Source organism: Legionella cardiaca, assembly GCF_029026145.1.
GTDB classification, from domain to species: Bacteria; Pseudomonadota; Gammaproteobacteria; order Legionellales; family Legionellaceae; genus Tatlockia; species Tatlockia cardiaca.
Window position 1 is genome coordinate 1,159,912 of sequence record NZ_CP119078.1, and the last position, 13,611, is coordinate 1,173,522.

Consider the following 13,611-nt stretch of genomic DNA (forward strand, 5'->3'; position numbering starts at 1 on the left):
AGTCATTTCGTCTCAATTTCAGTACTTTTTTGATTAAGAACGATAAAAACAAGCGCTTAAATTAAATTCAGGTTATACTAACGTGCTTAAAAAACTAGGTGGATTCTTGTTATGAGTTGGCTGAAAAAATTATTACCTTCAAAAGTTAGAACTGAAACCTCACAAAAAAAGGGTGTACCCGAGGGATTATGGGTTAAGTGCTTAGGATGTAGTTCAGTACTTTATCGTAGCGAACTTGTTAAAAATCTCTCTGTTTGCCCTAACTGCAATCATCATCACCGTTTAACAGCCCGAGAACGAGTGGCTCAATTTCTTGATGAAGCAGGTCAAGAAGAAATTGCTGGCAATTTAGAGCCTATTGACCGTTTAAAGTTCAAAGATTCAAAAAAATATAAAGACAGAATTAGTCAAGCTCAAAAATCAACGGGAGAAAAGGAAGCATTACTCGTAGTCAAAGGAACTTTAAAACGACAACCTGTTGTAGTAAGTGCATTTGAGTTTAATTTTATGGGTGGTTCGATGGGTGCCACGGTCGGTGAAAAATTTGTGCGCGCTGTGAATGCTGCAGCTGCTGAAAAACGCGCCTATATTTGCTTTACAGCCAGTGGGGGCGCACGTATGCAAGAAGGATTGTTTTCTTTAATGCAAATGGCTAAGACTTCGGCTGCTCTGGCGCGCTTTGAACAGACCGGCTTACCTTTTATTGTTGTTTTAACCGATCCTACCATGGGCGGGGTTTCGGCAAGTTTTGCCAGTCTTGGTGATATTATTATTGCGGAGCCTAATGCTCTTATTGGCTTTGCTGGTCCTCGAGTCATTGAGCAAACTGTAAGACAAACATTACCTGAAGGGTTCCAACGTAGTGAGTTTTTACTGGAACATGGCCATATTGACATGATTATTGAACGTAAAAATTTGCGAAATACACTTGCAGAACTTGTTGCAAAACTTTCCCGTCGTGATTTAACAAATATTTTTGATGAAGCAATATAAACAGTTTACCGTCACTGAGTGGTTGCATTTACTTGAAAATCGTCATGTGCAAGAGATTCAGCTTGGCCTGACCCGTATAAAACAAGTGGCTGAATCTCTAGACCTGTTACGTCCCAATGCAACGGTAATATCAGTGGCGGGTACTAATGGGAAGGGCTCCACTGTGGCAGCTCTAGAAGCAATTTATGGCGCCGCTGGTTATCGGGTGGCAAGTTACACTTCTCCTCATTTGATTTCATTTAATGAACGAATAAAAATCAATCAACAGCAGATTACAGATGAAGCACTTGCACGGGCTTTTTGTGTTATAGAAGAGGCGCGTAAAACAATTGATTTAACTTATTTTGAGATGGCCACGCTAGCGGCTTTGTGGTATTTCAAACAGCACTCTATTGATATTTTAATTCTTGAAGTTGGTCTTGGTGGTCGCCTGGATGCTACGAATATTATTGATCCTGATTTGGCAATTATTACGACTATAGATTTAGATCATCAGGAGTTTTTGGGGGATAATATAGAGGCAATTGGTTATGAAAAAGCAGGCATTTTACGTGCTGGCAAACCGGTCATTTATGCTGATAAAAACCCACCAAAAAGTATTATATCCAGGGCGAAATTTTTAGAATGTCCAATATATGTTAACGATGTGAATTATCATTACCATTCAAGCAACAAAGTATTAAAATTTATTTTCCAAAATATTGCGATTGAATTTCCTTACTCTGTACTGCATTCAAATTCAATTGCAGCAGCGATTATGGCTTCACTTTGTCTAGGTTCACGGCTACCAATAAATCCTGCAATAATAAAAAATGCTTTAAAAAACATGGAATTGTCAGGAAGATTGCAAATTGTTAGAGGTAAAGTAACGACTTTATTTGATGTCTCTCATAATCCGCAAGCAGCAAATTACCTGGGCAATTTTGTTAAAAATCTTCATTGGCAAGGGTCAATTCATGCTATATTTTCTGCTTTGAAAGATAAGGATATTCCTGCTTTAGTGGCGCCGCTAATCGAGGTGGTTGATCATTGGTATCCCGCACTTTTAACTGGTAAGCGTGCTGCTTCAAGTGAACAATTTAACGCAGCCTTTCATATTTATGATATAGTACCATTTTGTTATTCTGATCCTTTACTTGCTTATAGCGCTGCTTGCAATGTAGCTAGTACAGGTGATTTAATCATAGTTTATGGTTCATTTGTTACGGTAGGACAAGTATTGCCTTCCGTATCTGATTACCACCAAGACTGAGGAGACATGATGAAATTGGTGATGGATGAGCGTGTAAAGCATCGGCTTATAGGTCTCGCTGTTATTTTATCTATAGCTGCTATTTTTGCTCCTGCAATAATCAAAAAATCTAATCAACGCATTGATGATAATGTGAGTGTTTCTGTAAAGTTACCACCAAAACCAACTCTGCCTAAGGTGGCAATGCCAGAAAAGAGTGAGATGTTTGAAACGGTAAAAGTTGCTCATGTTGAAATACCAGATGTCCCTGAGGAGACAAATAAACCAACGCTTGCAAAAGCAGAATCCCTCAGCCAATTAAACGATATAAAGACGGCTATAGAGCCTATGGTTGCAAAGGCAAAAATTGAGCCGGCAAAAGCAGTAAAACAAAAACCAACTATAGTGGCTGCTGCTACAAAAGTAGTGACAACCACCAAATTAGCTAATAGAAAACCTGCTACTCCTGCAAAACCTAAGATTGTGGCTAAAGTCAGCAAGCCTGTTCCCGTGAAGGTAGCTCAAAAGCCCGTAGTAAAAGTTATGGCAAAGGGACGATATGCCGTTCAATTAGCTACTTTTTCTAAACAACAAAATGCAGATTCATTGGTATCTAAATTGCGCGCTAAAGGATATAAAGCCAGCTATAACCGGGTGAATACTGCGCAAGGCACAGTATATAAAGTAATTGTGGGACAAGGTCATCCGAAAGAGCAAGCTAAATTACTCCAACAGCAACTTGCCAGTGTGATGCAAATTAAGGGCTTCCTTGTCACTACAGGGGTTAGTTAAGTATGCAATGGCATTGGGTTGATTTGCTAATTATTGCCGTTATTGCCTTATCGGTAATAACTGGTCTTATACGTGGATTTGTGAAAGAGCTAATTGCACTTGCTGTTTGGATTTTAGCTATTTGGCTGGCTTTTAGCTATTCACAAACTTTAGATCCCTGGCTGCAGAAATATATTCAAGATAAAACGGCAAGAACGGTTACCGCATTTATTTTGATTTTAGTCGCTATTTTAATTGCTGGCGGTATCGTTAATGCACTACTCAGTTTTATTTTAAAGCGTTCAGGGTTAAGTGGAACGGATCGAATTCTTGGTATGGGATTCGGTTTTGTTCGTGGCGTTTTTATTATTGCCTTAATCATGGTTGTAGTTAAAATGACTTCCTTGCCTTATGAGGAGTATGCCCAAAAATCTACGCTATATAGTAAATTTGATCCTGTAGTTAATTGGCTTTACGCTCAAATGCCAGAGTTTATCACCCAGGTTAAATTTTTGGATAAACAGAAATTACAATTACCTGGTAACTCACAAACTCAGCATTCGGATAAAACGCAGAATGACGAGCAGAATCCTCCCCAGAAACAAACAGAGCTACAATCAGATAAAGAAAGTTTCCTGGCGAGTCCTGATGATTTTGAATTATCTGATGCCTAATGGTTAGTGCCCCGGTTGTCGCAACACAGTCAGGGCTATGTTTTCTCCCACGTCATTCCGAGCTTTCTTCCACGTTACCTGAGTTTCTTTCATATCATCACGATCTTTCTCACGCGTCATCGGGAGCTTTCTCTTATGTTCTCTGATTCTTACACGTCATCCCGAGCGTAGCGAGGGATCTCCCTGCAGTAGTACAATTTTAAGGTAGCGATTTAATCTTCTTTCATTTTCCAAGACAATCTTTTCGTTCAATGGTAATGAACAAATTAGACAGTTCACCTTGCAGGAGATCACTTGCTACGCTTGGGATGAAGAATAGAATGACATGAGTATGGGAGAATTAGAATGACTGGGTAAGGAGAACCAGGATGACTTGTCTTTCCCGAGCAGGCGGGCACTTCGTATGTGAATTTAGGGAATCTATCTCAGAGGAAGTAAAGAATTAATCTGATGGGTTCCCATCGACGTAAAAAAGATATAAACAATATACCCCAAAAAAAATGGGATAAATTGTTTCGAAGGGGGGACGATATCTCAAACTGTTAAGCTTAATACCTAGTGCAGGCCAGCTTACCTTATTCCAAGCATAGAATTTAAGCTAGTCTGTGGTGTATAAATTATTAGATTTAATAAATTTGAGAACACTTTCTGGAATATCTGCGCTGACTGCTTCACCTGTAGCAATCTTTTTCCGAATAGCTGTTGATGAGATATCAAAGTTACCTGCATTAAAACAGTAGATAAGCCCGTGACTATGGTTGAGAATGGCATTAGCCTCATGGGTTTGATGACTGCTAAGAAGTTTGATGACTGCTTCAGGGAAATTTGTAGTGTCAATGCCTGCTCTATTAATGACTAAAAGATTAGTAAGCGTTAACAATTGCTCCCAAGCGTACCATTTTGGAAGTTGCATAAAAGCATCTACCCCTATTAGAAGGGTGATGGATATAGCTTGCCCCAATTCATTGCGAAATTGTTTTAGCGTTTCAACCATGTAAGAAGGAGAGTTTCGATTAACTTCTGATAAATTTATTACAAATTTTTTATCTAGCTCTTTTAAAGCAAGCTCGAGCATTATAACTCGCTGGCTCGCAGAAGCTGCCGCTTGGGCTTTAAGTACAGGCAACTTGCATGGCAAAAAAATAAATTGGTCAAAGTTGAACTTTTTTTGTACATTTATTGCGGTATTAATGTGACCATTATGAATGGGGTCAAATGTACCGCCATAAATAATTAAATTACGCAAAGGTACCTACCTGTTTACCTAAGCAAAGGGATAAAGCAATGCTTTCCAATGCTGGCCAAATCTGACTATTTTGAGTTGATTTTATACGTTCATCTGTCAATTTACAAAATTGCAGTAACGTCAATAAAAGCTCTTTATGCGTACGTTTTAAAGCCGATTGATAGAGTTTAGTACGTTGTGACCAAATTTTTAATTGACTGCAAGCCGTAGAAAATGGGATTGCCTGTGCGGTGAGTTCAATGAGTTGTATTAATTGGCGAATGTCTTGAGCTAATAGCCATAAAATCAAGGTTGGCTCAGTACCGCTATGGTGAGCATGACGAAGGTGCTGGATAACCTTAGTAGCGTTTTGTAACAAACAGGCGTCACTCAGCTCAAATAATTGAAAGTTACATTGCTCAATGAGTTGCTCTTTCACCATCTCAGTTGTTAATGATGCGTCATCAGCTACTAATAGAATTTTCTCCACTGCCTGAGAACAGGCGAGCATATTACCTTGAGTATATTGATAAATAAGTGCAGGAATATCTGCCGAAAATTGGCGTGCATTTTTTTGCAGTTGTTCTTTAATCCAACTTTGCATAGCCATCTCATCAGGAGGAAAAATCTGGACTACATGAGCATGATTATGGTTAGTGAAGGCTTGTAGTTGCTTAACAGGCAAATTGGGTGCACGAAGTAGAATTAAGCAAGAGGAATTTGCATTTTGCAAATAAGAACTAAAAAAATTTTTTCCCGTAGCGTCCAGGGTTTGTTTTTCAAAACGAACATCAATCAATGAATTGGAAGCAAATAATGAATAACTATTAGCCCTCTCATCGACAAGGGCCCAATCTGACGGGTTACTAACATGAATAATTGTTTCTTCTGTATCAATGTTCTTACTTTGCCAGGTGTGCTTAATTGCTTTGGCGGCTTCTGTCAAAAGAAAATGATCCTGGCCAGTTAAAATATAAATAGCTGGCAGGGGATGTCTGGTTAAGTAAGAGCTCAATACCTGGTATTTAATGAGCATGATTATCTAAATTTTTAGGGGCATAGCTGTCTTTAGCCTGGCTTAAGCGATTAACTATCTGCATGGCCGCATCAGCACGCATTTCACTTTTTAATAAGGCTTCTTCAGCATCGGAACCTAAGATTCTGTCATTATTGATAGTAATTTGTCGAGTTACAAAGACATGACTTGAAGAAATAAGTGGTCTACCTTTGGCTTGTGTCAAAGAGAATTGCACATCATAAATCAGAAGGTACTGTCGTGGTGCTGTACTGGCACTAATATTGGTAATTTCTTGATGGAAGCCATCTTTTTCAACAATTAATAAATAATTTGCCTGGGCTGGATTTGTTATAGAGATCTTATACGCTTCCAGTTGGTCTTTAAGCAAATTTTGTAAGTCGTGGTGAGCATCTTGAATAACTATGGCAATATTATTAAGCCAGCCAGGCAAGTCGGCTATTCCACGCAGGTGGAAGCCGCAGCTGGCTAATAAGGTAATGACGAGACAAAGAAAAAACCGCTTCATTAACTCACAACCAAGTTAATTAACTGGCGATGAGAAACAACCACGGCTTTCTTGATTGATTTTCCTTCAAGAAAGCTATTGGCATGCTGTTTGGCTAATTCAATTAACTGTTCTTCACTGGTATCGCTATTCGCAGTAAATTGAGCCCTTAATTTGCCATTTACTTGTACAACAAAATCCAATTCGTCAGTCTTAAGTGCACTTTTGTCTATTTTAGGCCATGACGCGTCAATAATGGCTTTCTCAAAACCCAGCTGTTGCCACAGATGGTGACAAATATGTGGAGTAATAGGAGCTAGTAAACGAAGAAGAATACTTATCCCAGAATGCAAGAAATACTTGTCATCTTCAGATTCAATTTCATATGAGGACAATTCATTAAAAAGTTTCATGCAGCCTGAAACCACTGTATTGAATTGATGGCGCTCATAATCATTACTTGCTTGTGCCAAAATTTGGTGAACTGACAGGCGAGATTTTTTCAAGCGAGGCGAGGTATGCTGCCAATCAATATTGCCATTACCGCATAAAATGGCATCGTTTATTTCAATAAACTGTTGCTTATATTGATAGGCAAAAGCCCATACTCTTTTAAGAAATCGATGGGCGCCTTCTACTGCGGCATCAGACCACTCTAATGATTGTTCAGGTGGGGCGGCAAACATTACAAATAATCTGGCAGTATCAGCACCATAAGTATCAATTAAATGATTAGGATCAACGACGTTTCCTAAAGATTTAGACATTTTGTGGCCATCTTTGAGAACCATACCTTGAGTGAGTAATGCTTTAAATGGTTCATCCGAATTAACTAAGCCCTCATCACGCATAAGTTTGTGGAAAAAACGGGCATATAATAAATGCATGACGGCATGTTCGATACCACCAATGTATTGATCAACAGGCGTCCAATATTTTGCACGATCATCTAGCATGGCATTATCTTGACCTTTACAGGCAAAGCGAGCGTAATACCAGGAAGATTCAACGAAAGTATCAAAAGTATCTGTTTCCCGGCTGGCATCTTGTCCGCATTTTGGACATGGTGTTTGCACGAATTCACTGCATTGAGCCAGCGGTGAACCGCTTCCAGTTAACTGAACATCGTATGGAAGAGTTACAGGAAGATCTTCCTCGGGTACTGGAACAATTCCACACTCTTCACAGAGAATCATAGGAATTGGTGTTCCCCAGTAACGTTGACGAGAGACTCCCCAGTCGCGCAAACGATAATTGATTGTCATTTTGCCGGCATCATGATGTTCTAGATAGTTGGCAATTTCTTTTGTTGCCTCAGCGGAAGATAGACCCTCAAACTGACCTGAATTAATTAATACTCCCTCATCTGTAAAAGCAGATTTTGCATAATCATGTGTATTACCGTTTGCAGGGCGGATGACCTCCTTCAGAGGCAATTGATATTTTTGAGCAAATTCCCAATCTCTTTGATCATGGGCTGGTACAGCCATGACAGCGCCAGAACCATATTGCATTAATACAAAATTTGCAATCCAGACAGGTATTTCATCTCCGGTAATTGGATGAACGGCTGTCATACCAGTTGCAATACCACGTTTTTCCATGGTAGCGATGTCAGCTTCAGCCATGCGAACACCTTGGCAACTATCAATAAATGCCTGCACGTCCGGTTTATGTTGTGCTACTTCTTTCGCAATAGGATGATCAGGGGCCACAGCTAGGTATGTTACACCCAATAAGGTGTCAGGACGGGTCGTGTATATTTTTAAGCGTTTAGGAAAGTTAAGTACTTTGAAGCTAATTTCACAGCCTTCAGAACGTCCTATCCAATTTCGTTGCATTTGTTTAACTTGTGCGGGCCATTCATCAAGTGTATCGAGATCATTTAATAATTCGTCAGCATAAGCGGTAATTTTGATAAACCATTGTGAGATTTCTCGACGCTCAACTAATGCTCCTGAACGCCAACCACGGCCATCAACGACCTGTTCATTGGCAAGTACAGTTTGATCTACCGGATCCCAATTGACAACGGCATTTTTTTTATAAACGAGGCCTTTGTTGTATAACTGTATAAAAAACCATTGTTCCCACCGATAGTAATCGGGATCGCAGGTAGCAATTTCCCGTTTCCAATCATAAGCATTGCCTAAGCGCAGGAATTGCTCTTTCATTGAGGCGATATTTTTTTTGGTCCATTCAGCTGGATGAATCCCATGTTTAATGGCTGCATTTTCAGCAGGCAAGCCAAAAGCATCCCAACCAATTGGTTGTAAGACATTTTTACCTAAAGCACGTTGATAGCGAGCTATGACGTCTCCAAGCGTGTAGTTTCGTACATGCCCCATATGCAAGGTGCCACTTGGATAAGGAAACATGGATAAGCAGTAAAATTTTTCCTTATTTAAGTCTTCAGAAACATTAAAGGATTGTTTCTTTTGCCAATATTGCTGGGCTTGTTCTTCAACTTCTCGCGGTTTATAGCTGTTATCCATAGTTCATTAGTTATATTTCAGTAAGGCTGGTAAGAATAGCGCCTCTTGTGCTCTGCAGCAATAGGTTTAATGCTTAAGTTTAGATGTAAACATACAATAAAGGGCATACAATAGTATAATTAATGCGCAAAAAATGAGTATTGGCGTATCACCAACCCTTACCCAAGGCGTGGTACCTGTTGCCGGAATCAGTGTTGTTTTGAGAATTCCTGAGTTGAATGCCGGTAAAGAGGCAACGAGCTCGCCTTGAGCATTGATAACCGAAGATAAACCATCATTATTTGCAACAACTTGATATCTGCCTGTGGCAAGTGAGCGTACCTGAGCCATTTGTAATTGTTGATACATGGCTAAAGAATGTCCAAACCAACCGTCGTCGCTAATAGAAACTATCCATTCTCCTTTGGGAAGTTGTTGGCGTAGCAAATCGCCATAAGCCAATTCATAACAGATTAAAGTAGCAATTGAATGACGTTGAACTTTTACCAAGGCTTGATTTTTTTTGCCTGGCAATAGATTAGCATCAGGGATGGCTAACCATTCACTAATCGTTTGTACTGCTTTGGGAATATACTCACCAAAAGGAACGAGATGTTGTTTTAAATAAGAGCCTTTGGCAGCTCCCAAACTAATCAAAGCATTGAAATAAGAATTTTCATCAATCATTGTAGGTTTAGGAATGCCTAAGAGAATCGCACTACCTGCCTTTTTTGCTTTTTTATGCATTTGCCCAAGAAACTCTTCAACATAACTTGGGGGTAGAGGAATCGCTGATTCTGGCATCACAATAAGTTGTGTACCTAGTAACTTCTCTGTTTCATCCTGATACCGTTGTAGCAATTGCCAAAATAAATTTTCATCCCATTTATCACGCATGGATAAATTAGCCTGAATAATACCAACAGAAACTGGCTCCGCTTTTGGTTCCGCCCAGGCAACCTGTCTCAGTAACGAAGGAAAAAGTAATAAAAAAACGAATGCAGTTAATGCCAAATAACGAGCAACTCCCTTAAATTGAATACTTGTGGTTAACAATGCAGCAGCGAAGCAGGTTATAAATCCTACGCCAAAAACCCCAATAATGGGCAAAAGATATTTGCTTGGTGCATCGAATTGGCCGAAACCAAGTAGCAGCCAAGGAAACCCACTAAATAGCGTAGAACGGCTATATTCGCATAAAATCCAAACGGCGCTAAATAGCAAACAAGAGTATACTGGATAACGAGAATTAATTAATCGTTTGCAGATTCCCGCCATGAGTGCTGGGAATAGGGATAGATAAAGTAAAAAAAGCAGGGTAATTAATGCGGATACAATGCTATTAAGATGTCCATATTCATGAATACTGACATAAATCCAGGAAATACCTAAACCAAAATAGCCTAAACCATAAAAGAGACCGTTTAGCACAGGATGAGGATTTTTTTCCTCAATAAGCTGAGCATAAAAAAAGGCGATACTCAGAATGGCTGCACCAGGTATATGAAAAGGAGCAAAGCTTAGAGGTAAAATTAAGCCAAATAAAAAAGCACGTAAAAGGTGGCTGTAGCTTATTGCTTTTACTGTTATTAACGCTTGTTTCTGAGCGAATATTGATTGATTCATGCCATTATTTGGTTAGTAGTTATAGATATTAAAATTACTCTTGATTTTCAATAGGCTTCTTGTTTAAAAATATAACTACATTATTTAGTTAAATGAAAGCGACGATAGAATACTAATTGTTAAAGGTCAAGATTTTTACAAATAATTCATCACCCCCGTCCTTCTGAAATCGTCATAGGCTTTTTCCGGATTGATGGAGACAATATCGCGGCACGTAGGAAGTGGGTAGGAAGAATTGTTAAAGTTTCCCCACACACTAATTCATTTCGGGCTATATCCAAGCTTCGTTTTTTTATGTACGATGACGACTCGTTTTACAAAGGAGAAGGATGTATGTACAACGTTGTTATCACAGGAGCTGGAAAAATTGGGAGTTTAATTGCCTGCTTGTTGGCTGAGAGCGGTGATTATCAAGTTCATTTGGCCGATTTGGAGTTTTCTGGCACTGATGTTACTCGTTTGTTGCAGGCGATGCCTGAAATAAAAACAGTAGCTTTAGATGTCAAAGATAAAGAAGCAACCCAAAATTATTTTATCAAAAATAATATTGTTGCTGTTATTTCAAGTCTTCCTTATTTCCTTAATACTTATGTCGCTGAAGCAGCTAAAGCTGCAAAGGCTCATTATTTCGATCTTACAGAAGATACTTCAGTCACTGAAGCTGTCAAAGCCATTGCTCAAAATGCAGAAACAGCATTTGTTCCTCAATGCGGTTTGGCACCGGGATTTATTAGTATCGCAGCAAATAGCTTAATGAAAGAGTTTGATCAATGCCATCATGCTAAATTACGTGTTGGTGCACTACCACAACGAGCAAGTAATGCCTTACATTATTCTTTAACCTGGTCAACTGATGGGGTAATCAATGAATACGGTAATCCTTGCTATGGAATTGAAGCTAGCAGACCTATTGTATTAAAACCATTAGAAGGTCTTGAATCTATTCAAATTGATGGCTGTGAATACGAAGCATTCAATACTTCCGGGGGCTTGGGAAGCTTGGCTGAACTTTATGAAGGAAAAATTCAAAGCTTAAATTATAAGACAATGCGTTATCCTGGTCATTGCGAAAAAATGCGTTTGCTGATGAATGACCTAAAATTAAATGAAGACCGTGATACTTTGAAGCGTATCCTGGAACGAGCTATTCCCAAAACATATCAAGATATCGTTATCGTTTATGTGACTGTGGAAGGTATAAAGCAAGGTGAGTTAACTGAAAAGAGTTATGTCAAGAAAGTTTACCCCCAAGAAATTCGCGGTTTAGAGTGGTCTGCTATTCAAGTTAGTACTGCATCTGGTGTTTGTGCTGTGGTGGATTTGGTCTTAGGCCAATCCAATGAGTATCATGGCCTGGTTTTACAAGAAAATTTCCATTTAGCGGCAGTGTTAGCTAACCGTTTTGGCAAACATTACGCTTAGGAGAAACGAATGGATTTATTAAAACATCTCAATATTAATGAGGTTAACCCTGGTGCTTTTAGCGGCCAGGGATGGCAAAGTGGAATAGGTTCAAGCCGGCTGTCTTCTTTTAATCCTGCAACTGGCAGTAAATTGGCAGAAGTGGCGACCTGTTCAATGAAGGATTATGAGCAAGTCATGGCAAGAGCTCAGAAGGCAGCTTTGGCATGGCGTGAAGTTCCAGCACCGCAACGTGGTGAAATTATCCGTCAAATTGGGCAGGCATTGCGTGAGCATAAAGACTTGTTAGGAAGTTTGGTTTCCCTGGAAATGGGTAAGTCAAAACAAGAGGGGGATGGTGAGGTTCAAGAAATGATTGATATCGCTGATTTTGCGGTAGGTCAATCAAGGATGCTTTATGGCAATACTATGCATTCAGAACGCCCCAGACATCGCATGTATGAGCAGTGGCATCCTTATGGGATTGTGGGCGTCATATCGGCCTTTAATTTTCCGGTGGCTGTTTGGTCCTGGAATGCGTTTATAGCGGCTATCTGCGGAAATATTACATTGTGGAAACCTTCTGCCAAAACACCTCTTTGTGCTATTGCTGTTCATCATATTTGCAATAAAGTATTACAAAAAAATAATTGTCCTGAAATTTTTGGCCTGGTTATTCCTGAATCCCATGATGTGGCTGAAGCAATGGTCAATGATGTTAGAATCCCTCTCATTTCTTTTACCGGTTCTACCGCCGTAGGCAAACAAGTAGCAGCAAATGTTGCCAAACGTCTTGGTAAAACCATTTTAGAATTGGGCGGAAATAACGCGATTATTCTTGATGAATCTGCCAATCTCAATTTGGCCATTCCCGCAATTGTTTTTGGTGCAGTAGGTACAGCTGGTCAACGATGTACGTCAACCAGGCGGTTGTTCGTTCATAAATCCATGTTTAAAGAAGTGGTTAAGCACTTACAACATGCTTACGAGCAAATTACCATAGGTGATCCCTTAGATAGCAAAAACCTAATGGGACCTCTTATTGATGAACATGCCGTGAAACAATTTAAACAAGCAATATCTCGTATTACTGCTGCAGGGGGGCAGATTGTCTTTGGTGGTGAAGCACTTAATGAGCGGGGCTATTTTGTGCAGCCTACTCTTGTGACGGATATTGAAAATCATTGGGATATTGTTCAAGAAGAAACGTTTGCTCCAATTCTTTATGTAATGCCCTATAACACCATTGAAGAAGCAATTGCACTGCAAAATGGTGTACCACAGGGTTTGTCTTCTGCCATGTTCACGCAAAATCTAAAGCATGCTGAGCTTTATTTGAGTACAGTAGGTAGTGATTGTGGGATAGCGAATATCAATATTGGCACTTCTGGTGCTGAAATTGGTGGTGCTTTTGGTGGTGAAAAAGAAACGGGTGGTGGTCGTGAGTCCGGTTCAGATGCCTGGAAAGCTTATATGCGTCGTCAAACCAATACAATTAACTGGGGCGATGCATTACCACTTGCACAAGGGATACAATTTAATATCTCTATAGGGTCTTAAGCGGTAAAGTTCCCTCTTTGAAGAGGGAACTTTCAAGGGTATTGCTTTATTAAGACCGAAGAAATAATTTATTTCATAGCTTGGAGCTTGAAAGTGACTTCATAGCTAAGATTTTTGCAGTAGTGATCCTTGG

At 39.6% G+C, this 13,611-nt stretch carries 10 protein-coding genes and 1 pseudogene; 6 read left to right on the top strand and 5 right to left on the bottom strand.

Going from position 1 to position 13,611, the window contains the following annotated elements:
* Positions 1–111: 111 nt before the first annotated feature.
* The 4 genes and pseudogenes from accD to PXX05_RS05055 form a co-directional block, all read left to right on the top strand.
* A complete protein-coding gene (gene accD / locus PXX05_RS05040) occupies positions 112–993 on the top strand; it encodes an acetyl-CoA carboxylase, carboxyltransferase subunit beta (RefSeq protein ID WP_275089972.1) in 882 nt (293 codons plus the stop codon).
* Positions 980–2,245: a bifunctional tetrahydrofolate synthase/dihydrofolate synthase gene (gene folC / locus PXX05_RS05045; RefSeq protein ID WP_338034428.1), complete on the top strand. Its 1,266-nt coding sequence runs from the start codon at positions 980–982 to the stop codon at positions 2,243–2,245. The genes accD and folC overlap by 14 nt, the downstream gene beginning before the upstream one ends.
* 6 nt (positions 2,246–2,251) lie before the next feature.
* Positions 2,252–3,016: an SPOR domain-containing protein gene (locus PXX05_RS05050; protein WP_275089974.1), complete on the top strand. Its 765-nt coding sequence runs from the start codon at positions 2,252–2,254 to the stop codon at positions 3,014–3,016.
* 2 nt (positions 3,017–3,018) lie between these two features.
* Positions 3,019–3,516 (top strand): annotated as a pseudogene (locus PXX05_RS05055) (CvpA family protein); the annotation flags it as partial.
* A 751-nt stretch (positions 3,517–4,267) separates the two neighbouring features.
* Here PXX05_RS05055 and nadD read toward each other — a convergent pair.
* From nadD to lnt, 5 genes are all read right to left on the bottom strand, one after another.
* Positions 4,268–4,915 carry a nicotinate-nucleotide adenylyltransferase gene (gene nadD / locus PXX05_RS05060; protein WP_275089976.1) on the bottom strand — a complete coding sequence of 216 codons (648 nt, stop codon included), beginning with the start codon at positions 4,913–4,915 and terminating at the stop codon, positions 4,268–4,270.
* Positions 4,908–5,930 (bottom strand): DNA polymerase III subunit delta, encoded by a 1,023-nt coding sequence (gene holA / locus PXX05_RS05065; protein ID WP_275089977.1) that lies wholly within the window; start codon positions 5,928–5,930, stop codon positions 4,908–4,910. The genes nadD and holA overlap by 8 nt, the downstream gene beginning before the upstream one ends.
* Entirely contained in the window at positions 5,920–6,438 is a 519-nt protein-coding gene (locus tag PXX05_RS05070; RefSeq protein WP_275089978.1) for an LPS-assembly lipoprotein LptE, read from the bottom strand. Before PXX05_RS05070 ends, holA begins: the two co-directional genes overlap by 11 nt.
* Complete coding sequence (gene leuS / locus PXX05_RS05075; RefSeq protein WP_275089979.1) at positions 6,438–8,912, bottom strand: leucine--tRNA ligase; 2,475 nt, start codon at positions 8,910–8,912, stop codon at positions 6,438–6,440. The genes PXX05_RS05070 and leuS overlap by 1 nt, the downstream gene beginning before the upstream one ends.
* A gap of 66 nt (positions 8,913–8,978) precedes the next feature.
* A complete protein-coding gene (gene lnt / locus PXX05_RS05080; protein ID WP_275089980.1) occupies positions 8,979–10,517 on the bottom strand; it encodes an apolipoprotein N-acyltransferase in 1,539 nt (512 codons plus the stop codon).
* 333 nt (positions 10,518–10,850) lie between these two features.
* Between lnt and PXX05_RS05085 the strand changes: the two genes are divergently transcribed.
* Complete coding sequence (locus tag PXX05_RS05085; protein WP_275089981.1) at positions 10,851–11,939, top strand: saccharopine dehydrogenase family protein; 1,089 nt, start codon at positions 10,851–10,853, stop codon at positions 11,937–11,939.
* A 9-nt stretch (positions 11,940–11,948) separates the two neighbouring features.
* A complete protein-coding gene (gene amaB / locus PXX05_RS05090; RefSeq protein WP_275089982.1) occupies positions 11,949–13,478 on the top strand; it encodes an L-piperidine-6-carboxylate dehydrogenase in 1,530 nt (509 codons plus the stop codon).
* The last annotated feature ends 133 nt before the right edge of the window (positions 13,479–13,611 follow it).

Coding starts and splice junctions, on each gene's coding strand:
- accD (WP_275089972.1), top strand. CDS start 112: ATGAGTTGGCTGAAAAAATTATTACCTTCAAAAGTTAGAACTGAAACC.
- folC (WP_338034428.1), top strand. CDS start 980: ATGAAGCAATATAAACAGTTTACCGTCACTGAGTGGTTGCATTTACTT.
- PXX05_RS05050 (WP_275089974.1), top strand. CDS start 2,252: ATGATGAAATTGGTGATGGATGAGCGTGTAAAGCATCGGCTTATAGGT.
- holA (WP_275089977.1), bottom strand. CDS start 5,930: ATGCTCATTAAATACCAGGTATTGAGCTCTTACTTAACCAGACATCCC.
- PXX05_RS05070 (WP_275089978.1), bottom strand. CDS start 6,438: ATGAAGCGGTTTTTTCTTTGTCTCGTCATTACCTTATTAGCCAGCTGC.
- leuS (WP_275089979.1), bottom strand. CDS start 8,912: ATGGATAACAGCTATAAACCGCGAGAAGTTGAAGAACAAGCCCAGCAA.
- lnt (WP_275089980.1), bottom strand. CDS start 10,517: ATGAATCAATCAATATTCGCTCAGAAACAAGCGTTAATAACAGTAAAA.
- PXX05_RS05085 (WP_275089981.1), top strand. CDS start 10,851: ATGTACAACGTTGTTATCACAGGAGCTGGAAAAATTGGGAGTTTAATT.
- amaB (WP_275089982.1), top strand. CDS start 11,949: ATGGATTTATTAAAACATCTCAATATTAATGAGGTTAACCCTGGTGCT.